The following is a 24142-nucleotide window of genomic DNA, read 5'->3' on the forward strand; positions in this document are numbered from 1 at the left end:
ACGCTTGTTCAGGCCGGGACGATGATGCTCCGCTCCACCGCATGGGCATCGACCGCCGCCTTGCTGAACCATAGAGGATGAGTGCGGGCGGCAAGCCAGTCCTGGTAAAAATCCCGATAATGCGGCGAGCGCGGATCGGCCGACTGGCCGGGGAGCAGCAGGACGCGTGAATTGTCCCACGCGCCGACATCGGCCACGAGCAGGTAGCTCGCGCCGTGCATGACGTCGAAGCTGCGTTTGGGGTTCACGCCGCGCGCCATGACGGTGGTTCCGTCTCCGCCCGAACGCCCGCCTTCTATCTTTGGAAAGGCGGCCGCGATCGGCGGGAGGACGGATAGCGGGTGCGCGATCGTCACGTGGTGGAGATCGCCCCATTTCCACTGGGCCGGATCCGGACCACGCAGCTGGACTGCCTTGGCCCAGCCTGCGGCGAGGGCTGCGTCGATCAGCGCATCGCGCCCGGCGACCGGATTGCTGCCAAGGCGTGCATCCGGATCAGCGAGCAGTTTCAACATCTGGGAGAGGCTGACCGACTTGATCAGGTCCTGCGCGGCTGGAGGGATCACCAGCGCGCGGAAGGACGAGGACAGTTCCGGCATGACCAGCTCGTAGAGCAGGGCGGCGGCGCTATCGGCCTCGATGCCGCAATCCCACCGCCTCAGCAGAGCGGCGGCAGGCGCGGCCGCAGGCGAGGGGCTCGCCGGCAGCAGTTTCACGAGCGCGCGCGCCGGCAAGGATTGCACGTCGTGCTGGAGCGCGACGCTGTCCTCCAGCCGGTGGCGGGGCTGGGCGCGCAGCACCTCGGCGATGCGGTCGTAGCGATAGGAATCGCTCCAGCTGAAGCTGATGATGCGCTCCCTGTACGGATAGTCCGGGGGCAGGTTCATCTGGTTGGCGGACGCGAACCAGCCTTCCCGAGGATTGAGAATGTTGGGCATCTCCTCGACCTTGAGAATGCCGGTCCAGTCGTAGCTGCCGTCGCCGGGGGCGGGAAACAGCCCGTCGTGGCGCGGGCGTTTGGGCGTGAAGCCGACCGCGTGCCAGCCGGTATTGCCGTGGACGTCGGCATAATGGATGTTGGTGGGCGAGACGTGCAGCTTGAACGCCTGGCGCAGCGACGCCCAGTCGTGCGCCAGATTGATGGCGATCATGGCGAAGCGCATGTTGGCGCCGGGCAGCATCGAAACCGTGGCGAAGGCGACCGCGCGGTGGCGCGCCGGATCCTGCGAGACGATCGGGCGTCCTTGCGAATAACGCAGGGTCACGCGCTCGGGCGGGGCGCCCTTGACCGCAATCTCCTCCTCGAACGTCTCGAACCGCTTCCATCGACCGTCGTGCCAATATTGGTCGGGATCGTCGTCGCGGGTGCGCAGAATGAAGAGATCGGTCTGATCGATGTGGAAATTGGTGCGGCCGAAGGCGAAGTGATCGGTATGGCCCTGCATGATGCCGGGCAGGCCGGGCTCCCCGCCGCCGATCACGTCGAGACCGGGCGCGGTCAGGTGCGCGATATGGCGCGGGCTGGCGCCGCCGATCGAGAGATGGGGATCGTTCGCCAGGATCGGGCGGCCGGTGGCGGTGCGCGATCCGGCGATCGTCCAGGCATTGCTGCCCTGGGCGGCGAGCGCGATCCGGTCGAGCTCGCGATCATAGGCGCCAAGCTTGATCTCGCCGAACGGGAGCGGTCGCGCGTCGTCGAGCAGCAGACCGAGATCGGCTTCCGTGACCGCGGTGCAGTCCAGGCCCTCGGGCACGGTGAACTTCCACGCCGGGCGCAGCGGATCCATCAGCTGGTCATATTCGAGCAGTCCGCGCGCCTGCAGCACAGCGTGGCGCACCTCGTCGTCGGCGTCGCCCATGCCGCCGCCACGCACGCGCGCCAGGTCGCGTACATCCCACCGCAGCGGCATGACACCCAAAATGCCATATTCGAGCGGCAGCAAAGCAGGGTCGGCTTCAACCTCCGCGATGCGGGCATTTATGCCGGCGACATAGCCGCGCGCGCATTCCAGCACCTCCGCCGGCAATGCGGCGAGCTCGGCATCGACGTCACCGCGATAATGGAACAGGCGGGAGGCACGGTCAGCAGCGACGAAGCGAGGGCCGAACGCTTCCGCCATGCGCCCCTGCTCGCGGCGATTGGACAGATCGAGCTGGAACAGCCGGTCGCAGGCGACGCGATAACCCTGACCGAAAAAGGCATCATGCTTGGATTGCGCGCGGATGTGGGGGATGCCCATGGCATCCTCCAAGATCTCGATCGGGGCATAAGCGCCGGGGAGGCGGATCGTGCCCCCCCGGCCGAGAGGGGCTTTGCGGATCAGCCGTGCGACACCGGTGCCTTCCAGCGACAGCAGCGCTGCCGACGCCAACAGGAACGCACGACGCTGAATCATCCGGAGCCTCAAACGATGGTGACGATGAAATCGAGGTCTATCGGAGTGCGTTGGTCGACGGCGCATAGCAAGCCGGCCATATTCCATAACCCCGAGTTATCGGCCGGACGATTTTCCCACGAAGCGGGACGGATATATCTGCCATTCCCTCAGGCTATACCCGAGAAAAATTAAAGTCGCTTCAGGCTATTGACCGCCTGCCGCCGCCCTGTAGCCTCGCTGTCTTGGAACTGACACGATCGGGTGGGTCGCGTCCAAAAAACAGGGATGACGGGAATAAGGGCCACCAACGGCTTACCCGGACAATTCCGTAAGTTATCAGGTGGGACATCAGGTGCTGCACATTTTTCGCAGCGGGCTTTGCCGGTCTCATGACCGCACGCCGGGCATAGCTCCGGAGGTGGCCCGATGCGAGCCAAAGGGGGTCTTTCAAGATGCGTATTTTCCGGCGAATTCATCCGCGGTTTGGCAGCCATTACACGGCCGGCCTGGCAATGACGGCTTTGGCCCTCGTTCACAGCGCGCCAGCGTTCGCGCAGAGCGCGACAACATCCACGCAAGCGCCGGCGACCGCGACCGCCAGCGAGGATTCGCAGGGCGAGGTCATCGTCACCGGCACCCGCGTGGCGCGTAGCGGCTTCCAGTCGCCGACGCCGCTCGCCGTGCTGACGAGGGACGAAATCCAGAACCAGTCGCCGACCAACAATATCGCCGATTTCATCAACCAGCAGCCGGCGCTCGCAGGATCGACCCGGCCGGCCAATTCGCGCCTCAATCTGAGCAGCGGCCAGGCCGGCATCAACGCGCTCAACCTGCGCAATTTGGGCGAGATCCGCACATTGGTCCTGATCGACGGCCGCCGCTCGGTCGGCTCGACCATCACCGGGCTGGTCGACATCAACACCATTCCGCAGGCGCTGGTGAAGAGCGTCGAGATCGTCACGGGTGGTGCGTCGGCGGCTTATGGTTCGGACGCCGTCGCCGGTGTCGTCAACTTCATCCTCGACAAGAAGTATGAAGGTCTGCGGGTCACCGGGGACAGCGGCGTCACCACCTATGGCGACGGCGGCAATTATTCCTTCAGCGCCACTGCCGGAAAGTCGTTCGCCGGCGGGCGTGCCCATATCCTGCTCAATGCCGAGCTCGCCCACCAGGACGGCATCTTCGAGGTGGATCGCGCCTGGAACGCGACCGGTTATGTGCGCATCCAGGACCCCAATTGGACCGCGACCAGCACCACGCCCAAATTCCTGATCCGGCGTCAGGTCGGTGCGGCCAACTCCACCCCGGGCGGCTTGATCACCGGCTCGACCGGCGGCACCGCCAACCGCCTGCGCGGCATCTATTTCGGCGCGAACGGTTCTATCAACCAGTTCCAATATGGCGCGCTGACCTATCCGTCACCGACCGGGGCTTCGGCACCGTCGCTGACGCAGGGGGGCGACTGGCAGGTCAACGATTCCGGCCGCCGTATCGGCCTTCTGCCGCAGGACCATCGCTACGGCTTCTATGGCCGGCTGAGCTACGAGCTCGCCGAGCATGTCGAATTGTTCGGTGAGGCCTCGTTCAACCGGCAGGAAGTCAAGTTCAATGCCGGTCCGAACCTGTCGACGGGCATCACGCTCCAGCGCGACAACGCCTTCCTGATCAACACGCTGGGTGCGGCGCGCCTGGCCGGCATCAACACGGTGACGCTGGCCACCACGGCGGCGGATCTCCCTTATCGCGGTGTGGACAACCGCCGGAAGGTGCAACGCTATGTCGTCGGCGCCCAGGGTGATTTCCAGGCATTCGGCAATTCGTCCCACTGGGACATCTACGCCCAATATGGCCGCGCCGAGCTGCGCGAGCAGCTGACCAACGTGATGAACACGCAGAAGATGCTGAACGCGACCGACGCGGTGTTCGCGGCGGCGGGCAATACGGGCGGCTATGCCGCCGGATCGATCGTGTGCCGCATCAATGTCGACGCGAGCACAACCAACGACGACAAGAGCTGCGTGCCGCTCAACCGCCTGGGTCTGGGCGTCGCCAACCCTGCGGCGTTCGGTTATGTGCTCGGCAACCCCTATCGCGACGAGATCGCGGAACAGAAGGTCGCCGGTGCCAATCTGTCGGTGACGCCATTCGCCACCTGGGCCGGCGACGTCAGCGTCGCAGTTGGCGGCGAATATCGCGAAGAGAAGATCAGGGGCTCCGTCCCCGACGCGTTCCGGCCGACCGTCGGCCCGAACTCGACCACCAATTTGTGGTCGGTCGGAAACTATCTGCCGACCAACGGCAAGTATAACGTCAAGGAAGCCTATTTCGAGACGGTGGTGCCGCTCGGCCTTGGCATCGAGTTCAACGGCGCGGTGCGTGCGACCGACTATTCGACCTCTGGCTACGTCACGACGTGGAAGGCGGGTGCGACCTGGCAGCCGATCGAGGACATCCGCTTCCGCGTGACGCGCTCGCGCGACATCCGGGCGCCCAACCTCAACGAACTGTACCAAGCGGGTGCGTCGAACAGCGACTCGGTACGCAATCCGTTCGCGCCCGGAGCCGGACCGAACGGCGTCGTCTATCCGTCGAGCATTTCCTATTCGGCGACAGTTTTGGGTAACCGGGACCTCAAGCCTGAAAAGGCGAATTCGTGGAATATCGGGGCGGTCTTCTCGCCCCGCTTCCTGCGCCGGTTCAACGCCTCGGTCGATTATTTCCGCATCGACATGCGCGACGTGATCGGCAGCCTCAGCGCGCAGGAGATCATCAATCGCTGCGCCGACGGACGTGCGGAATATTGCGCAGCAATTACGCAGGATCCGAGCAACGCGACGCGCATCCTGTTCCGCAGCCAGCCGTTCAACTTCACGCGCCAGCTGGTCCGCGGCATCGATTTCGAGGCTTCCTATCGGCAGCCGCTGGGTAACGTGGACAGCGTGACGTTGCGCGGCCAGGCGACCCGCTACATCGACAACATCATCGATCAGGGCATTGTCGGTACGGTGGCGCTCAACAGCGTCGGCGTGAATGGCGGCCAGACGAGCACGCCGAAGTGGATCTTCCACTTCAGCGCGACCTACGACACGCCCAATACCACGATCACCGCGGTGGCGCGTGGCGTGAGCTCCGGCAAATATGATGCGGGTGGCATCGTCTGCCAGACGAACTGTCCCATTCTTACGGGCACGCAGTTCAACACCTATGACAACAATCATGTGAAGGGGCTGTTCTACGTCGACCTCAACCTCACGCGTAAGATCCCCTTCGGCGGCTCGTCGGACGCGCAAGTCTTCCTCAACGTGACCAACATCTTCAACAAGGGGCCGTTGCTGGTGCCGGAAACCGGCCTTGCCGCGAACAGCACCTATTCCGATCTGCTGGGGCGTACGTTCCGGGTCGGGGTACGCTTCCAGCTGCGTTGATATCGCTCATCGGCGCGGCTTGATAAGGGCGTCGTGCGGCGAAATGCCGTACGGCGCCCTTATTCTGTCGGGTGCGCATGATCAGGAAGGCCGCGAATGAACCTGCGCCAGATCGAAGTTTTCCACGCGGTCTACCTGCACGGCACGGTAAGCGCCGCGGCGCGCTCGCTCAACGTGTCGCAACCCTCGGTGACCAAAGTGCTGCGCCATGCCGAAAGCTCGATCGGCCTGTCGCTGTTCGAACGCACGCGCGGCCGGCTGATCCCGACCGAGGATGCGCGCGCCTTGTTCGCCGAGGTTTCCGACATCCAGGATCGCGTGCGCTCGCTGCGGCAGGCCTGTCACAATATGCGGCTTGGCCGCGGCAGCCTGCTGCGGGTCTCGGCGCTGCCCTCGTTGGGACTGCGCGCCATTCCAGAGGCGGTCGCGGCCTTCATGCAGGCGCATGAGGACGTCTTGTTCGATCTGCAGACGCTCCACCATGACGAGATGGTCCGGAAATTATACGAGCGAGAGACGGACATCGCGATCAGCTACGAAGTGCCGGCGACGGCGCCGGTCAGCCATCAGGTGATCGGCGAGGGCGAACTGGTCGTGCTCTATCGCGAGCAGGATTTTCCCGATGCACCTCCCCGCATTCATCTGGCCGAGCTGCGCGAGCGCAAGTTCATCAGCCCGATGCAGGGCGGCCCGATCGGGCGGATGCTATCGAGCGAGCTGGATGGTCTGGACGTCGTGCTCGACGAGGTCGTGTCGGCGCGTACCTATTATGTCGCCGCGGCACTGGTCCGTGCCGGCGTGGGCATGGCGATCGTCGATAATTTCACGGCGCAGGCGTCGCTCACCCACGGCCTTTCCTCGCGTCCGCTTCAACCGGCGATCACATTCGATATCAACGCGGTCTATCTTACGGATCGCCCGCCGACGCGAACGGCATCGGAATTTCTGGATCTGCTCGCAAGCGTCATCGATGAGCTATAGCCCCGTGCTATAGGGGCGATGGCGCTAAGAATTGGGGCTCGCCCCGACCCGGCGATAAGGCTTCGCGCTCTTACCAATGCAGGCTCTCCCATGATCGCCACGCCTTACCTTCTCTATCTTGGCCATTCTAACGACGAGGCCGGCATCAAGACGTCGCGCGGGCTGGCCGTGTTCCGGCCGGAAATCTGCGTCGGCGAGTTCCGCCACGACGATTGCGGTCTCACCCTCGGCCTGCCGCGTATGGATTTCGCGGGGGCTTTCGCCGCTGGAGCGCGCACACTGATCCTGGGTGTGGCCAATGCCGGCGGCAAGCTCGGCGATGATCTGGTCACCGATGCCGTCGCGGCGATGGAGGCAGGCCTCGACATTGCCTCCGGCCTGCACCAGCGACTGAAGGACGAACCGCGCCTCGTCGAGACCGCGCGGCGCCTTGGCCGCACGCTGCACGACGTGCGCGACCCGCAGCCGGGCATTCCCGTGGGCAATGGCAAGCCCCGTGCCGGCAAGCGCCTGCTGGCAGTCGGGACGGATTGTTCAGTCGGCAAGATGTACACGACATTATGCCTGGCGCACGCGCTGGCCCGCCGCGGCATCAAGGCGGACTTTCGCGCGACCGGCCAGACCGGCATCCTGGTCGCAGGAAGCGGCGTGCCGCTCGACGCGGTGGTCGCGGACTTCATTTCCGGCGCGATCGAGCAGCTTTCACCAGCGCGGGACGACGGCGGCTGGGACCTGATCGAGGGCCAAGGGTCGCTATTCCATCCCTCCTTTGCGGGGGTCTCGACGGGATTGCTCCATGGCGCGCAGCCCGATGCGCTGGTGCTATGTCACGATCCTGCCCGGCGCCACATGCGGGGCCTGCCGCATTTCGGCCTTCCGGGTCTGGTGGAATGTCTCGAGGCCAATCTTCAGGTGGCGAGACTGACCAACCCGCAGGTGAGGGCGGTGGGCGTCGCGCTCAACACGTCGAGCCTCTCGGAGGGTGAGGCCCTTGCGCTTTGCGCCCGAACGGCAGACGACCTGTGCTTGCCCTGTTCCGATCCATACCGCTTTGGCGTCGAGACCATCCTCGACATGCTGCTGGACGAGCGGGCTATCCCTGCCGCCAAAGCAATGGCCTGACCTGACATGCACCGCACGCTTTCGACGCTGCCTGAGATTTTTCCGCTAAGCACACCATTCCGTATCTCGCGCGGTACGAAGACCGCCGCCGAGGTGGTGACCGTGCAGATCGAGCAAGACGGTTCGATCGGGCGTGGCGAGTGCGTGCCTTACCCGCGCTATGGCGAAACGGTGGAAACCACGATCGGGGCGATCGATGCCGTGCGCTCGGCGATCGAACGCGGCGCCGGACGCGAGGAATTGCTGCAGTTGATGCCGGCGGGTGCCGCGCGCAACGCGGTCGACTGCGCGCTGTGGGATCTGGAGGCGCGGCTCGCCGGCAGCGATGTCGCGACCATGCTGGGTTTGCAGCGTCCGCTGCCCGAGATTGCGACGGCGATGACCGTCGGCCTCGATACGCCCGAACATATGGGCGCGGCTGCCGCCGCGCTCGTCGATGTGCCGCTCCTCAAGGTCAAGGTGGACCGCAGCGACCCGGCGGCGCAGCTACGGGCCGTCCGTGCCGCCGCGCCCCGGCCGCGCATGATCGTCGACCCCAATGAAAGCTGGACGATCGAAGAGGTCAGCGGGTTGCAGCAGCTGCTGGTGGAGCTGAAGGTCGACCTGCTGGAGCAGCCTTTGCCGGTGGGGGACGATTCAGCGCTTGCCGGGTTCGTCTCGGCGATCCCGATTGCCGCGGATGAATCGGTGCATGTCACGGCCGACCTCGAGGCCCTGCCCGACGGCTATGCTGTGGTGAACATCAAGCTCGACAAGACGGGCGGGCTTACCGCCGCGCTCGAACTGGCCCGAGAGGCGCGGCAGCGCGGGCTGGGTGTAATGACCGGGTGCATGATCTGTTCGTCGCTCTCGATCGCGCCGGCGCTGATGATCGCGGTGGGAAGCCTGTTCACCGATCTCGACGGCCCGCTGTGGCTGAGCCGGGATCGGGAAGGCGGCGTGACGAGCCGCAACGGCTGGCTCAGCGCGCCCCAGCCGGGTTTCTGGGGAGAGGCACGGGCGGCGCAATAAGAGGCGCCCGGCCATCCCTGCCGTCACGCGACGATATCGACCACCGCCGCCGGATCGACCGCGCGTTTATAGCCCCAGTCGGTACTGATCGGCGCACCGCCCCGCGCGAGCGAGTCCGTGATCGCCTTCATCAGCCGCACGTCCTGCAAGCCTTCCTCGCCCGGCGATACGAGTGGCGCCTTGCCGCGCACCACGTCGGCCATCCAGTCCATCTCGCGGGCGAATTGATCGACCTCGGGCGTGTCGATCTCCTTGAGATTGCCGCCGTCGACCATGGCGAAATGGTTGCCGCCGTAGAAAGCGCCGGGGTCGGCACGGATCCGCGCCTTCTCCCCCCACACTTCGAACGACATGGTCGCGTTATAATTGAAGGAGGTCGATCCATTGCAGATGGCGCCGGACGGGAAGCGGAATTGCCACGCGATCAGATCGTCGGTGGTGGCGAAGCGCGGGTCGCTTTTGTCCGTATTGCCCCAGGCGCGAACCTCGACCGGTTCCTCGTTCAGCAGGTAACGGGAGGCGTTGACGCCGTAGATGCCCATATCGCCGAGCGCGCCGTCGCCGGCCAGCTTGCGGTCGAGGCGCCATGCGTCGGATGGGTCGCTGGGATCGGCCTGACGCCCCATATCGGTCACGACCAGCCGCGGCTTGCCGAGCGCGCCGGAACGGATGCGGCGCATCGCCTCCAGATTCTTGGGTTCGTAATGGCAGCGATAGGCGATCATCAGCTTGCGGTTGGCGGCCTTGGCGGCGGCGATCATGGCCTCGCAATCGGCGACGCTTGTCGCCATCGGCTTCTCGCACAGCACATGCTTGCCGGCCTTGAGCGCGCGGATCGTATATTCGGCGTGCATGGCGTTCGGCAGCACGATGTAGACGACCTGGATGCGCGGATCCTGGGCGATGCGGTCATAATCTTCGTAGGAGTAGATGGCGTCGGTGGGCAGCCCCTCGGCCGCCGCGATCCGCGCCGCTTTGTCGCGATGGCCGCTGACGACCGCCACCAGCTTGGCGCTCCGGGCGCTGCGCAGACCGGGGATGATCTGCCCCTGCGACAATTTGCCGAGTCCGACGACGGCGAAGCCGATCTTCTGATCCTTGGGCAAAGCGGGGCGGCGCTGCGCGCGCGCTTCAGCCGCGGCGAGGGCGGCGGTGCCGGCGACGCTAAGCTCGATCAATGTGCGGCGCGAAATTTCCTGCGGCATCCTCGTCCTCCTTCGCCCCCCGACCTTTGTAGGGCTGGCGGCGCGAGCATAAGCCGGTATGTTTGCGGTAACAACGATCGCAGAAGCGAGCGGCAGAGGAGAGACGATGAAGCGCGCGATGGCTTTGACCCTGGCCCTGCTCGCGACCGGCGCCGCTTCGGCTGCCGCCCCGGTGCGACCGCCGCTGACTTCGGTATCGCATCTGGCGATCTATGCCGCCGATCCGGCCAGGAGCGAGGCCTTCTACGTCCACGATCTGGGCGCCGTTAAGATGGCGGATCCGGAAAATCCGGCAGGCGCGCGTTATTATTTCAGCCCGCTGCAGTTCGTCGAGCTGCTGCCGCTGCCGCCGGGCGCGCCCTCGATCAACCGGCTCGACCATGTCGCCTACAACACCGCCGATGCGGAGGCGATGCGGGCGTATCTCGCGTCACGCAAGGTCAAGGTTCCGGCACATGCGACCAGCGCCGCCGACGGCAGCAAGTGGTTCGACGTGACCGACCCCGAAGGCAATCGCGTCCAGTTCGTGCAGCCGCCCGCGGCACCGCCGGCAATCCCGGCCAATCCGCTGTCGAGCCACATCATCCATGTCGGCTTCATCATTCACAATCGTGCCAACCAGGACGCCTTCTGGCGGGATGTGCTCGGCTTCCGGCCTTACTGGTTTGGCGGCATGCGGGACGATCATCCGAGCTGGATTTCGCTGCAGGTGCCGGACGGGACCGACTGGCTGGAATATATGGTGGTCGGCACGCCCGACACAGTGGGTATCCCGCCCACGATGAAGGCCGCCGATCTTGGCGTGCTCAACCATTTCTCGCTCGGCGTCGCCAATACGCGCGACGCCTATACGATGCTGTGGAACGGCGATCGGCTGAAGGACCAGCAGGGCGTGCCGAAGATCGGGCGCGACGCCAAATGGCAGCTCAACCTGCTCGATCCCGACGGCACCCGCGCCGAGATCATGGAATTCCACGCGATCGGCAAACCCTGCTGCTCGCCCTTCACCGGGCAGGATCCCGAGAAGTAAGCCCGACGCAAGCGAAGGATTTTCGATGAAGACGAAGCTGATCGCGGCGGCATTGCTGGCCGCTCCCGTCATGGCGTCGGCGGCGACCAATTCGGTCTTCACCACGCTGCCGAACGACCCGGCCGCGGTGCTGGTAAAGGGCGTGGGCGACGGGCGCGCGGACGACACCGCCGCGATCCAGGCCGCGATCGATACGGCGGCCGGCGGCGAGCGCGCGCGCGGCGGCATCGTGTTCCTGCCGGCCGGGCGCTATCGCATCACGCGCTCGATCCTCATCCCGCCGGCGGTGCGGATCTTCGGGATCGGCAAGACCCGGCCGGTAATCGTGCTGGGCGCCAATACACCCGGCTTCGACAAGGGCATCGCCACGATGTTCGTGTTCACCGGCAACGATGCCTATGGCAACAAGAAGCCGCCCTTCCCCGTCGCGACCGCGGTGCCGTTCAACCCGGAAACGTTCGATGCCAATTCGGGCACTTTTTATTCCGCGATGACGAATATCGATTTCGAGATCGGCGACGGCAATGCCGGCGCGGTGGTGGCACGTTTCCACGTCGCGCAACATACCTTCCTGAGCCACATGGAGTTCAATCTCGGTTCAGGCCTGGCGGGCGTCTATCTTGCCGGCAACGTGATGGAGGACGTGCACTTCCACGGCGGACGCTATGGCATCATCACCGAGAAGACCTCGCCCGCATGGCAATTCACCCTGCTCGATTCCTCGTTCGACGGGCAGCGCGACGCGGCGATCCGCGAGCATGAGGTCGATCTGAGCATGGCGAACGTGTCGATCCGCAACACGCCGGTCGGGATCGAGATCGACGAAGGCTATTCGGATTCGCTGTGGGGCAAGGATGTTCGCTTCGAGAATATCTCCAAAGCTGCGGTGGTGATCAGCGCCGAGAAGAGCGTGTTCACCCAGATCGGCTTCGAAAATGCGCTGGCCAGCAACGTGCCGACCTTCGCGCGCTTCCGCGAAAGCGGCAGGACGCTAGCGGGGAAGGGCGCGCGCTATCGGGTGAAGGCGTTCAACTATGGTCTGACGCTGGACACGATCAACGCGATGGGGACGATCCGCACCAATTGGCAGGCGGACTCGCTAAGCGCGCTGCCAAAGCCCAAACGTGCGATCGCGCCGTTACCCGCGACGACCACCTGGGCCAATGTCCATGATCTCGGCGCGAAGGGCGACGGCCAGACCGACGATACCGCTGCATTGCAAAAGGCGATCGACGGCCACCGCGTGCTCTACTTCCCGACGGGTCAATATCCGATCAGCGACACGCTGCGGTTGAGGCCGGATACCGTGCTGGTTGGCCTGCACCCGACGCGGACCGCCATCTACCTGCCGGAGAACAGCCCGGCTTATGCCGGGCCCGGCGCGCCCAAGGCCATGATCGAGACCGCCAAGGGCGGCAATGCGATCATGAGTGGGATCGGCATCTATACCGGCGTCACCAATCCGCGCGTCACCGGCCTGCTGTGGAAGGCCGGCGCGGAATCGATGGTCAACGACGTCAAGTTCCAGGGCGGGGGCGGAACGCCGCGCGAATTCACCGAACGCGTGCCCGGCGCGCGCGTCGACGGCCAGAACCCCAGCCTGTGGGTGACGGACGGGGGCGGCGGCACCTTCGCCAATATCTGGCTGCCGCATCCCTATGGGTGGGCGGGGCTGTTCGTCTCCAACACCAAGACGCCGGGGCATGTCTACGAACTCTCCAACGAGCATCATGGCCGCAACGAGATCGTCCTCGACGGCGTCGAGAATTGGGAATTCCTGGCGCCGCAGACCGAAGAGGAAGTGCGCGACAGTTCGGACGCCAATGGGCTCGACGTGCGCAATTCGCGCAACATCCTGTTTGCCAATTATCATGCCTATCGCGTGACGCGCTCGCCCAAGCCGGCGGTGACCGCGGTGCGCCTGCAGAATTCGACCGACATTCGGTTCCGCAACCTCCATACCAATGCCGAGAGCGGCTATGCGATGTGCGACGAGAATGGCTGCGCACCCTATTTGCGCGCCAGCAAATTCCCGTTCGAAAATGCCATCACCGATGTCACCCGCAAGTGGGAGGTGCGCGAGCGCGAATTCGCGGTGCTGGATGTCAAGGACGCGATGCCCGTGGCCGCGCCGCCCGCGCCCTTGCCGGGGATGGGAGCGGTCGAGAAACTGGCGGACGGCTTCTATTCGATCTCGGGCGGGGCGGTGGCGCCGGACGGCACGCTCTATTTCGTCGAACACCGGTTCAACCGCATCTACCGCTGGACGCGCGAGAAGGGGTTGGAGATCGTGCGCGACAATCCGCTCGACCCGGTCAACCTCGCGATCGACAAATCGGGCAATGTCATGGTTCTGTCGCCGCAAGGGCCGGAAGTGACCGTCTACAGCTTCAAGCCGGACGAGCCGGCGGACCGCATCACCTTCATTCCGCCGACGCCGGCCAAGGTGCGCACCAACGTCACCGTCGCGCTGCCGGGCAATGTCTGGAAGAATGACGGCGAGTTCAAGGACCAGCTCGATCCAACGACCTATCTTTACTCTACGCTCGCCGAGCAGTTCGCTCGCGGCATGGCCGAGCCCAAGGCACGCGAATATGTCTCGCCGGACGGCAGCCTGGTATTGCCGGCGTTTCGCGCATTCCGGCAGGGCGACTGGCGCTTCTCCGACACGATGGATGCGATGGGCTTCGTCACCGCCAAGCCGGGCGAACGCGTGTTCCTGACCAACGGCTCGGAGAACCGCACCTATAACGGCCTGGTCGGGCAGGGCGGCACCGTCACCGACCTTCGCGTCTTCGCGGAGCGCGGTGGCGAGAGCGTGGCCGTCGGACCGGACGGCAAGGTGTTCGTCGCGAACGGACAGGTGTTCGTCTACGGCGCCGACGGCAAGGAGCTGACCCAGATCCCGGTGCCGGAGCGGCCGATCCAGCTGGTCGTCGGGGGCAAGGATCGCCGGACGCTCTACATCTTCGCACATCATGCGCTGTATGCGGTGGCGATCTGATCACCGTCGCATCGGCCATCACCCGGGGCGGAACATCCTGACGGCGACGATGGCCGTCGGCAGGCCGACAATGGCGCCGATCGCCCAGGCATAGATGAGAAAGAACACCGCGGCGAAAATCGGCATGCCCTCCGATTGACCGGGGAGATCAGGGCCGCGCGACATGCTGATCAGGGCCACGCAGACCGCCACTACGAACAGCGCGAGCGCGACCAGCGGGAAGCTGAGCGCGGCCAGCATGACCTGCGAGGAAGCAGAGCGTGCGGTAGCATGGAGGGTCAGCCAACGCGCCGAGCCCAGCGTGACCAGAAAGGCCAGCAATATCGATGCGGCTACGAATAGCATGATCGTCCTTTTCCCTCGCGCAAACGGTCTGACGCGGGGATCGATCCGATAGGCTGTGTGCGTGTCAGCTGCGGGGGCGCCGGATCTAGTCGATCCAGTCGTTGGCCAGGCGGGGTGCGGCGATCAGCATCAGCAGGCCGGCGATGACGTAGAAAACCAATGAGCCGAGCAACGCCATCCTCAGCGCCCCATCGCCCAGGCTGGGCGTAAGCAGGTCGGAAAGCTTGCCGATCGTCATTGCGCCGAAGCCGACACCGATCAGATTGTTGATCAGCAGGAAGCTGGCCGAGGCGGTCGCGCGCATCGGGGCGGGGACGAGATGCTGGACGGCGGTCAGCACCGGGCCGAGCCACATATAGGCCAGTCCCTGTGGCACGAGGAATAGCAGGAAGGCGAGGGTGGCCGAATGGCTGAGGATACCCGCCGCGAATAGCGGCACTGCGGCCAGGAAGGCGATGCCCGGCACGCGCGCATAGCCGGACTTGCCGCTACGTCCGGCGCGGTCGGCGAGCCAACCGCCGATCAGCACGCCGGGGATCCCGCCGATCAGCAGCAGCAGCCCGTAGAAATGCGAGACGGCGATCAGCTCCATCCCGAACGAGCGCTTCATCAGCGACGGCAGCCAGAAGCCCATGCCATAGCCGAGCATGGAGCTCGACGCCGCCCCGAACGCCAGCAGCCAAAAGCTCGGCTTGGCGGCGAGGATGCGGAAAACACTGCGATCAATCGGCGCTTTCGCGGCGCGTGCCGCCCGGACGGGTTCGCGTACCGTCAGCGCGAAGATCGGCACGAATGCCAGCCCGGCAATGCCGACCGCAACGAAAGCGGACCGCCAGTTGATCGTCGCCGCGATATAGCCGCCGAACAGCACGCCCAGTGCGGCGCCGAGCGGGATGCCGAGCGAGTAGATCGACAGGGCCCGCGCGCGCTGCTGTGGCGGGAAGACTTCGGAGATCAGCGCATAGGACGGCGCCACGCCACCCGCCTCGCCGACACCGACACCGAGCCGGTAGAGGAACAATTGCCCGAAGCCGGTCGCCGCCCCGCACAAGGCGGTAAACCCGCTCCACACCGCGAGCGAGGCGGTGATCACCCACGTCCGCTTGGTGCGGTCCGCCACCCACGCGAACGGGATGGCGAGCGTCGAATAGAGGATGGCGAAGGCAAGCCCGCCGAGCATGCCGAGCTGCGTGTCGGTCAGGTTGAGCTCGACCTTGATCGGGCCGGCGAGGATGCCGAGCACCTGCCGATCGAGGAAGTTGAACGTGTAGACGATCAGCAGCATCGCCAGCACGAACGCCCTGCCTGCCATGGTGTCCGTGCGCATCCGTTTGCCTCCGCAAAGTCGGCCGGGCGGATCACGCCCGGCCGTGGACTTCAGAACTTCGCGGTGAAGGACGCAAGCACCTGGCGCGGATTGCCATAGAAAGCGGTGGCGATCCCTTCCTTGCCGAGCGTTGGCGTATAGCGGCCCTGCGCATTCAGGATCGGCACACCGGCGATGGTCGAGGCGATATATTGGTAGCCCGACGTCTTGTAATGCTCGTTGGTGATGTTCTTGGCGTGGATGCCGAGAGAATATTTCCCGCCGTGGAAGCTGTAGACGAGATTGGCGTCGAACAGCGTGTAGCGCTTCTGGTCGAGGAACGGGCTCGCCGTCTCGAACTGATGCGTCAGGCTGCGGTAGGAGGCGGTGCCCGATCCAGTCAGCGTGCCCGCGCCCATCGGAAGGCCAGCCCCGAGCGTGCCGCTGACAGTCCAGTGTGGCGTGTTCTGGAATACACGGACATCTGACACATCGACGCCGGTAGGGCCGATGAAGCGCTTATATTTCGCGTCGATATAACCCAGCGTCGTGTTGAAATAGGCATTCGACCCGGCCCCGGCGAAATTGCGCGCGAGGATGGCGTTAGCCTCCAGCTCGGCGCCCTTGATCGTTGCCTTGGCGGCGTTGGTCGTGATGCCACAGAAGCTCTGCACGCCACCGATCACGCAACCGACCGAGCCGGGAATCTGCACGTCCGAATAATCGGAATAAAAGCCGTCCGCGGCGAAGGTCAGGCGGCGATCAAACAAGGCGCCCTTCCAGCCGATCTCGTAGCTCTTCACCGTCTCGGGCTTGAACAGGAGATAATTGTAGATTTCCTGATAGCTGATCCCCGGGACGCCGTCGGTGTTGGGCGCGGAGGTGCCCGAGCCACGCGGATCGAAGCCGCCGCCCTTGAAGCCCTGCGAATAGGACGCATACACCATCTGATCGGGCGTGACCTGGAAGCTGAGCGATGCTCGCGGCGTGAATTTCTTGAAGTTCGCGCCACCCTCGAAATTGGTCGAGGGCAGGCCGAACAAAGCCGGGTTGCCGCCGAATTCGGAGGTCAGTCCGATATAATTGGCCTTGAAGACGTGGCTCTGGCGTTGGTCCCAGGTGTAGCGGCCGCCGAGCGACAGGCTCAGCCGATCGGTGAAGCTATAGGTGAAATCGCCATAGACCGAGTGGGTGTGGGTCCGCACGTCGCCGGCGGTATAAGCATTGAGCCCCGGAAGCGTGGTCGACAGCAGCACGCCGAACCCGGTCGAGGCTTCGGCGTCGAGATAATAATAGCCGATGATACCGTTGAGCTTGTCGCTCTTGTAGAGAAGCTGGAATTCCTGGCTGGTCTGGTTGTTGCGATAGATTGCCGGAACGTCGACGTCGGCCGCGGGCAAAGCGTCGAAATCGATCGGCGCGTGCGAGGTATCCTTGCGATAGGCGCTGATGCTGCGGAAGGTTACATTGTCGGTCAGGTCCGCGCTAACCGACATCGACAGGCCGCCGCCCTTGACCCGCTGCTTTGGGATCACGAGGCCCGCGCGCGTGTCATAGACATCGTCCTGCACCGGCGCGCCCGACAACAGGCCGGGGATCAGGCGGTGGCCGTTGCGCGGGTTGGATTTGTCGTCGGTGTAATCGCCGGTGATGCGCACGAACAGGCGCTTGTCGGGCGACTGGAATTCGAGCGTGCCGCGGCCCGCCCAGACGTCCTTGTTATAATTGTCGATATGCAGGTTGGTATTCTCGCCGAAGCCGTCATGCGTCAGCCGCGCGCCCGACACGCCGATCTTGAAACCGCTATCGCCGATGGGCGTCGAGACCCCAATCACGCCGTCCGCCTCGTTGTACGAGCCGTAGGTCCCCTTTACGTTGACCTCGAAATGATCGGGCAGCCGCTTGGTGACATATTTTATCGCGCCGCCGATCGTGTTGCGGCCGTAGAGCGTGCCCTGCGGCCCGCGCAGCACCTCGATCCGGTCGACTTCGTAAACGTCGAGCACGGCCGCCTGCGGACGGTTGAGATAGACATCGTCGAGATAGATGCCGACGCCGGCCTCGAATCCGGGGACTGGATCCTGCTGGCCGACGCCGCGAATGAAGGCGGCCAGGGTCGAATTGGTGCCGCGCGCATCCTTGAGGGTGGTGTTCGGCGTGGTGTTCTGGATATCGGTCAGGTCGACCGCGCCGGACATTTCGAGCTTCTGGGCGGAGAAAGCGGTGACCGCAACCGGCACCCTCAGCAGGCTTTCCTCCCGACGCCGCGCGGTGACGACGATCTCCTGGGTAGCGCCGCCCGCCTCGTCGGCGGTCGTGACGACCGGTGTCGCATCGGCGTTGCTGGCCTGCGCAAGAGCGGGTGCGGACATCGCCGCGAGGCTCGCGCCTCCGATCAACAGCGCGCGAATCGAGATGGCGGTAAAACGCATAATCCTCTCCCCTTCGAGCGCTTGAGCGTGCCGCTTGCGCTTCGTGTGAGTCACGTCATAATGAAACCTGAACCGGGTTTCAAATTAGAAATACACGGGAGGGGGATGCGGGCAGGTGACTAAGGATCAAGGAGATATGCGGGAGCCCGCCGCGCCCCGCGACAAGGTGCCGAAAACAGCACGCGGCCAAAAGACGCTCCGCCAGCTGCTCGACGCGGCGGCCGAGGAGTTTGGCGAAAAGGGGTTCCACGAGGCGTCGATCAGCCAGATCACCCAGCGCGCGGGCGTCGCGATCGGCAGTTTCTACACCTATTTCGACAGCAAGGAGGAGGTGTTCACGGCCCTGGTCCGCGATGTCTCCGGGCAGGTCCGCGACTATGTCGCGCCACGAATCGCAGGCGAGGCGAACCAGCTCGACGCCGAGCGCGTCGGCCAGCAGGCCTTCCTGGAATTCGCCCGCCGGCACAAGGAAATCTACCGCATCATCGACGAGGCCGAGTTCGTCGATCCTGCCATTTACCGCGAACATTATACCAGCACCGCGCGGCGCATCGCCGCGCGTCTCGACGCGGCGCAGGAGCGTGGCGAGATCAGCCCGGGCTCGTCGGAAATCCGCGCCTGGGCACTGATGGGCATGAACGTGTTCCTGGGGCTGCGCTTCGGCGTCTGGGGTGAGGATTGTGATCCCGCAGAGGTGGCGCGCGTCGGCGGCGATCTGATCGCGCGCGGCATGGGGCCGCGCGATCCGGCATGACCATGGTCAAGGACGATGGCTGGCGGCATCGCCGCTGGACGTCGGCGGACGGATTGACGCTGCACGCGCGCGATTACGCGGCGGCGGAAGGGGCCGCCCGGCTGCCGGTCATCTGCCTCCATGGCCTCACCCGCAACGCCCGGGATTTCGATCGGCTGGCCCCCTGGATAGCCGCACGGCAGCGGCGCGTACTGGCGGTCGATATCCGCGGGCGCGGCCTGTCAGACCGCGACCCGGCTGCGGCCTATTGGCTGTCCACTTATGCAGACGACGTTCGCCGTCTGGCCGCTTCGCTCGGCGTGGCGGAGGCTATCTTCGTCGGCACCTCGATGGGCGGATTGATCACGATGGAGCTGGCCGCGGACGCCCCCGCGCTCGTCGCCGGGGCGATCATCAACGATGTCGGGCCGGTGCTTGCCGCCGAAGGGCTGGCACGGATCGGCGCCTATGTGGGGAACGCGCCGGCCTTTGCCGGCTGGGACGAGGCGGCTGAGTATCTCCGCGACCAGAATCAGGCGGCTTTGCCGCATTATGGCGCTGCCGACTGGCGCGCGATGGCGGAGCGGATGTTCCGCGCTGCCGACGGCCGGATCGTCGCGGACTATGATCCGGGCATTGCCGCGGCGTTCAGCACAGGGCCGCTGCCGGCCGACCCGTGGGATCGCTGGCACAATCTCGCCAGCAACCGGCCGTTGCTGCTGCTTCGCGGCGGGCTGTCCGATCTGCTCACGGCGGGCGACGCCACAAGGATGATCACCGCGCACCCCAATGCCTTGTTGCGCGAGGTGCCCAATGTTGGCCACGCCCCCATGCTCGACGAGCCTGAGGCGCTCGCCGCCATCGGCCCGTTCCTCGACGACCTCCCCTAAGCGGCGGATTTCGGAGCGGGCCGTTCCGGGATCAACAGGCCGCGCTGGACCGCAGGTCGCGCCAGGCCGCGCTCCAGCCAGGATGGCACCGCCTTGAGCTTATCGAACTCGACAAGCTCGCCCGCACCATAGAAGCCGACCAGATTTCGCACCCAGCCGAGCAGCGCGATGTCGGCGATCGTATAGTCGTCGCCCATCATCCAGGCGCGGTTCTCCAGGCGGCTTTCCAACACGCCGAGCAGCCGTATCGACTCCTTGGTATAGCGTTCGAGCGGGCGCTTATCCTCGATCTCACGGCCGGCGAATTTGAAGAAATAGCCGACCTGGCCGAAGATCGGCCCGACGCCGCCCATCTGGAAATAGACCCATTGCAGCGTCTCGTAGCGCCGCGCCGGATCGGCCGGCAGCAGGCGGCCGCTTTTCTCGGCGAGATATTGCAGGATCGCGCCGGACTCGAACAACCCCAATGGCGCGCCGCCGGGGCCGTCGGGGTCGACGATCGCGGGTATCTTGCCATTTGGGTTCAGCGACAGGAATTCCGGCGTCCAGCTCTCATTCTGCATGATATCGACGAAGTGGGGCTCGTACGCGATTTCCATTTCCTCGAGCGCGATCGACACCTTGACCCCGTTCGGCGTCGGCGCGGAATAGAGCTGGATGCGGTCCGGATGATCTGCTGGCCAACGCTGCGCAATCGGGAAAGCTGACAGATCGGCCATGACATTTCTCCTGGTAAAGCGAGGCGCATGTGGGGTGCGATGCGCAGCCGACAACCCCGCCCGGCTATCGCTGGAACAGTCTCATTCTGCTTCCCATCGCCCCGCCCGGCGCTAATCTGCGGACAAAAGGCACTAATACGGGGCAAGGATGACGAGGAACCCGCTCAATCAGAAGGTGCGCCGTGTCGTCGTCTGCGGCGGTGGCACGGCGGGTTGGGTGACGGCGACCGCGCTCGTCCGCCATCTCGGGCCGTTGCTCGACATCACATTGATCGAATCCGACGAGATATCGACGGTCGGTGTCGGCGAATCCACCGTTCCGACCTTTCGCAGCTTCCACGACTTCATGGGCATCGACGAACGCAAGTTCATGTCTTCGGCGCTCGCCACCATCAAGCTCGGTATCGAGTTTCGGGATTGGGCGCGCATCGGCGATCGCTACATCCACCCGTTCGGCCTGCTCGGCAAGCGTGCCAGCTGGATGGCCGACTTCCATCATTTCTGGCTGCATGCGCGCGCCAAGGGGTTTGGCGGGGAACTTGGCGAATATTGCCTTGAGTGGGTGGCGGGGGAGGCCAATCGCTTCACCAAGAATGCCAGCAATATCGGCTATGCTTACCATCTGGATGCAGCGCGCTACGTCCGCTTCCTGCGCGGTCTGGCCGAACCCGCGGGCGTGAAGCGGATCGAGGGCAAGATCCGCAATGTCGATCTCGATCCCGCCAGTGGCGACATCGCCGCGGTCACCCTCGAGAACGAAGTTCGGGTCGAGGGCGATCTGTTCATCGACTGCACCGGCTTCCGATCCCTGCTGCTCGGCCAGGCGCTTGGCGTCGAATTCGAGGATTGGGGGCATTGGATCACGACCAACAGCGCGGTTGCGGTCCAGTCGCGCTCGCCCAATCCGCCGGGGCCCTACACGACCTGTTTCGCGCACCAGGCAGGCTGGCGCTGGCGCATCCCGCTGCAACATCGCGAGGGCAATGGGATCGTTTTCTGCAACGAATTCATGTCGGAGGATGAAGCGCGCGCCAAGCTGCTCGCCGACATTGACGGCGAGCCGCTGGTGGAACCCTGGTCGCTGCGTTTCAAGACGGGCATGCGGCGCAAGACCTGGTTCCGCAATTGCGTCGCGCTGGGGCTCGCCAACGGTTTCATCGAGCCGCTGGAATCGACCAGCATCCACTTGATGATGACGGCGGTTACGCGTCTGATCGAGGATTTTCCGTTCGACGGATGCCACGACGCGCTGCTGGAGCGGTTCAACGACAAGTCGCGCCAGGAATTCGAACATATCCGCGACTTCATCATCCTCCATTATCACGTGACCGAGCGCGATGATTCCGGCTTCTGGAAGCGCTGCCGGGCGATGGAGATACCGGAGACGCTGAAGATGCGGATCGCCTTATGGCGCGAGGATGCGCGCGCCTATCAGATGCCGCATGAACTATTCCGCGTCGACAGCTGGGCCATGATTCTCACCGGCCAGCGGGTGATGCCCGAAGGCTATCACCGGCTGGCGGCGATGATGCCGCACGACGAATTGCGCGAGCAACTGGCAACGATGCGCCGCCAGATCGCCGACAAGGTCGCGGCCATGCCGACGCACCCCGACTTTCTGAAACACCATTGCCCGGCGAAGGAGGATCAGCCGGCTTAGCTTGCGGCAGGGCTAGGAGGCGAGCCGCCGCCATCGCTCGAGCGCCGCGCGATGGTCTTCCTCCGCCTTGTCGCGGGCCGCTTCGAGCTTCGTGCGCCGCTCCCCATGCTTTTTCAGCAGCGATCTGCGCGTCCGTTCAAGCGCCTCGATCTGTCGGGTCACCGCGTCCACTTCCTCGGCTTGCGCGCGTTCTTCCGCTGCCAACGCTTCCTCGGCCTTGTCGAGCGCGGCGCGGCTGGGGCGGGGAGGGGGCGGCTTGTGCGGCCTCGCGTCGGGCGGCTGTACCTTGCGGCGTGCGACAGGAGCTTCCGAAGCGGCCGCCATCTGTTCCTCGGTCGAGCCGCGCAACAGCTTGATGACCTTGCCCGGTTCGGCGAGCGGGGCGGCGGTCAGCGCCGGATCGGTCACCACCTCCGCCGCATCGCGTGCGAACAGATTGCGGTCGGTGCCCCACGCCTTGAGCGCGGCCGCCTGGCTCGTCGCCGCGACATAGGCGTCGTGAAAGCCGATCGGCGTGCGGTAAACTTTCAGCGCGCGTGCCATGAAATGGTAACGCGGCGGGCGCGATCGCGCTCCCACCCACACATTCTGTACCGGTCATTCGATAATGGTGGATTTTCTCCGCCATCCTTGTACCGGGAGCCGTTCCGCATCGCCAATGGCGCTGCTAGAATCGATTCTCGGCCAAATGGGGGGCCGCATGATGGCGCGATACTTCATCACATTGGCTTTGCTCGCAGCCTGCGCCGGCTGCGGCAAAAAGGCGCCGCCGGCACCGCCGCCGCCGACCGTATCGGTCGCGCAGCCGTTGCAGCGCGATGTCGTCGACTGGGACGAATATATCGGGCGCTTCCAGGCGCCGCAGTCGGTAACGCTGCGCGCGCGCGTCACCGGCGTCGTGAGCCGCATCCTGTTCCGCGACGGTCAGGACGTGCGGGCGGGCGACGCGCTGTTCGTGATCGATCCCCGTCCTTATCAGGCGCAGCTGGCGCAGGCCGAGGCGCAGATCGCCGCCAGCCAGGCCGCGCTCACCAATGCCGCGTCGGTCCAGGCGCGCTCGGCGCAATTGTTCCGGGCGCAGGCGGTCAGCCGCGAAGAGCTGGAGAATGATCAGGCGCAGGTCCGCACGCAGACCGCCAACCTCAAGGCTGCGCGCGCGACCGCGACCCTTGCGCGGCTGAACCTCGGCTTCACCACCGTGCGCGCGCCGGTTTCCGGGCGCGTTTCGAGCCGGCGTGTATCGCTGGGTGACCAGGTCACGGCGGGCGATACGGTCCTGACCACGATCGTTTCACTCGACCCGATCTGGTTCGCCTTCGACGGAGCGGAGAGCTTCTACCTCAAATATCTGCGCGAAGCGCAGCGCGGCACGCGCGGTTCGTCGCGCACGGCCTCCAATCCGGTCGATATCCAGCTCGCGGACGAGACCGGCTATTCCCACCATGGCCGCATGGCGTTCGTCGACAATGCCCTCGATCCGAATTCCGGCACGATCCAGGCGCATGCCGTCGTTCCAAATCCCGACCACTTCCTGACGCCGGGCATGTTCGGCCGCGCTCGCCTGCTCGGCTCCGGCACTTACCGGGCCATGCTCGTGCCCGATGAGGCGATCGTCACGGATCAGTCGCGCAAGCTTGTGTGGGTGCTTGGGCGTGACGGCAAGCCGGTTCAGCGAGTAGTCGAGCTCGGCCCTGAAGTGATGGGGTTGCGCGCGATCCGCGACGGACTGGCGCCGGCCGATCTGGTCGTGCTCGACGGGATAGGGGCGCTGCAGCCGGGAGCAACGGTTACGGCGCGCCGGACCTCGATCAAGGTTCGTTCGGGCGACGCCGGCCCTCCGCCGACATCCGTGACGGCGCCGCAGTCGACCGCCGCCACATTCACCGATCGCGCGCGCTAAG

Annotated in this window: 17 protein-coding genes; 10 read left to right on the plus strand and 7 right to left on the minus strand. The window is 65.1% G+C overall.

Going from position 1 to position 24142, the window contains the following annotated elements; translation table 11 throughout:
- Positions 1–8: 8 nt before the first annotated feature.
- Positions 9–2396, minus strand: a complete 2388-nt coding sequence (locus tag DX905_RS14025; protein ID WP_116091896.1) for a penicillin acylase family protein — start codon at positions 2394–2396, stop codon at positions 9–11.
- A 494-nt stretch (positions 2397–2890) separates the two neighbouring features.
- Between DX905_RS14025 and DX905_RS14030 the strand changes: the two genes are divergently transcribed.
- From DX905_RS14030 to dgcA, 4 genes are all read left to right on the plus strand, one after another.
- Positions 2891–5803, plus strand: coding sequence for a TonB-dependent receptor plug domain-containing protein (locus tag DX905_RS14030; protein WP_240320862.1), 2913 nt, complete (start codon positions 2891–2893; stop codon positions 5801–5803).
- 96 nt (positions 5804–5899) lie between these two features.
- Positions 5900–6784, plus strand: coding sequence for a LysR family transcriptional regulator (locus tag DX905_RS14035; RefSeq protein ID WP_116091898.1), 885 nt, complete (start codon positions 5900–5902; stop codon positions 6782–6784).
- A gap of 90 nt (positions 6785–6874) precedes the next feature.
- Entirely contained in the window at positions 6875–7906 is a 1032-nt protein-coding gene (dgcN, locus tag DX905_RS14040) for an N-acetyltransferase DgcN (RefSeq protein WP_116091899.1), read from the plus strand.
- A gap of 6 nt (positions 7907–7912) precedes the next feature.
- Positions 7913–8917 carry an N-acetyl-D-Glu racemase DgcA gene (gene dgcA / locus DX905_RS14045; RefSeq protein WP_116091900.1) on the plus strand — a complete coding sequence of 335 codons (1005 nt, stop codon included), beginning with the start codon at positions 7913–7915 and terminating at the stop codon, positions 8915–8917.
- Positions 8918–8940: 23 nt separating this feature from the next.
- Here dgcA and DX905_RS14050 read toward each other — a convergent pair whose 3' ends face one another.
- The gene (locus tag DX905_RS14050) at positions 8941–10122 is read right to left on the minus strand and encodes a Gfo/Idh/MocA family protein (RefSeq protein WP_240320863.1); all 1182 of its coding nucleotides are present in this window, start codon (positions 10120–10122) and stop codon (positions 8941–8943) included.
- Between the two features lie 106 nt (positions 10123–10228).
- On the opposite strand from DX905_RS14050, the gene DX905_RS14055 reads away from it, so the two are divergent.
- Positions 10229–11152 (plus strand): VOC family protein, encoded by a 924-nt coding sequence (locus DX905_RS14055; protein ID WP_240320864.1) that lies wholly within the window; start codon positions 10229–10231, stop codon positions 11150–11152.
- A gap of 25 nt (positions 11153–11177) precedes the next feature.
- Positions 11178–14156 (plus strand): glycosyl hydrolase family 28-related protein, encoded by a 2979-nt coding sequence (locus DX905_RS14060; RefSeq protein ID WP_116091901.1) that lies wholly within the window; start codon positions 11178–11180, stop codon positions 14154–14156.
- An 18-nt stretch (positions 14157–14174) separates the two neighbouring features.
- Here the strand turns inward: DX905_RS14060 and DX905_RS14065 are convergent, their stop codons facing one another.
- The 3 genes from DX905_RS14065 to DX905_RS14075 all read right to left on the minus strand — a co-directional run bounded on the left by DX905_RS14065 (position 14175) and on the right by DX905_RS14075 (position 18239).
- Positions 14175–14501, minus strand: coding sequence for a hypothetical protein (locus tag DX905_RS14065; protein ID WP_116091902.1), 327 nt, complete (start codon positions 14499–14501; stop codon positions 14175–14177).
- A gap of 85 nt (positions 14502–14586) precedes the next feature.
- Complete coding sequence (locus DX905_RS14070) at positions 14587–15828, minus strand: spinster family MFS transporter (protein WP_116091903.1); 1242 nt, start codon at positions 15826–15828, stop codon at positions 14587–14589.
- A 50-nt stretch (positions 15829–15878) separates the two neighbouring features.
- The gene (locus DX905_RS14075) at positions 15879–18239 is read right to left on the minus strand and encodes a TonB-dependent receptor (RefSeq protein WP_116091904.1); all 2361 of its coding nucleotides are present in this window, start codon (positions 18237–18239) and stop codon (positions 15879–15881) included.
- Positions 18240–18375: 136 nt separating this feature from the next.
- Between DX905_RS14075 and DX905_RS14080 the strand changes: the two genes are divergently transcribed.
- Positions 18376–18993: a TetR/AcrR family transcriptional regulator gene (locus tag DX905_RS14080; RefSeq protein ID WP_116091905.1), complete on the plus strand. Its 618-nt coding sequence runs from the start codon at positions 18376–18378 to the stop codon at positions 18991–18993.
- The gene (locus DX905_RS14085; protein ID WP_240320865.1) at positions 18990–19862 is read left to right on the plus strand and encodes an alpha/beta fold hydrolase; all 873 of its coding nucleotides are present in this window, start codon (positions 18990–18992) and stop codon (positions 19860–19862) included. Before DX905_RS14080 ends, DX905_RS14085 begins: the two co-directional genes overlap by 4 nt.
- Here DX905_RS14085 and DX905_RS14090 read toward each other — a convergent pair.
- Positions 19859–20581 (minus strand): glutathione S-transferase N-terminal domain-containing protein, encoded by a 723-nt coding sequence (locus DX905_RS14090; RefSeq protein WP_116091906.1) that lies wholly within the window; start codon positions 20579–20581, stop codon positions 19859–19861. The two genes, DX905_RS14085 and DX905_RS14090, sit on opposite strands and share 4 nt — an antisense overlap.
- A 148-nt stretch (positions 20582–20729) precedes the next feature.
- Here DX905_RS14090 and DX905_RS14095 point away from each other — a divergent pair, with 148 nt between their 5' ends.
- Positions 20730–22241 carry a tryptophan halogenase family protein gene (locus DX905_RS14095; protein WP_116091907.1) on the plus strand — a complete coding sequence of 504 codons (1512 nt, stop codon included), beginning with the start codon at positions 20730–20732 and terminating at the stop codon, positions 22239–22241.
- A gap of 12 nt (positions 22242–22253) precedes the next feature.
- Here DX905_RS14095 and DX905_RS14100 read toward each other — a convergent pair whose 3' ends face one another.
- A complete protein-coding gene (locus DX905_RS14100) occupies positions 22254–22820 on the minus strand; it encodes a hypothetical protein (protein WP_338053761.1) in 567 nt (188 codons plus the stop codon).
- A 121-nt stretch (positions 22821–22941) separates the two neighbouring features.
- Here DX905_RS14100 and DX905_RS14105 point away from each other — a divergent pair, with 121 nt between their 5' ends.
- Positions 22942–24141 (plus strand): efflux RND transporter periplasmic adaptor subunit, encoded by a 1200-nt coding sequence (locus tag DX905_RS14105; protein WP_240320866.1) that lies wholly within the window; start codon positions 22942–22944, stop codon positions 24139–24141.
- Position 24142: the final 1 nt, after the last annotated feature.

Origin of the sequence: Sphingomonas crusticola (assembly GCF_003391115.1) — a bacterium.
Classification (GTDB): Bacteria; Pseudomonadota; Alphaproteobacteria; order Sphingomonadales; family Sphingomonadaceae; genus Sphingomonas_I; species Sphingomonas_I crusticola.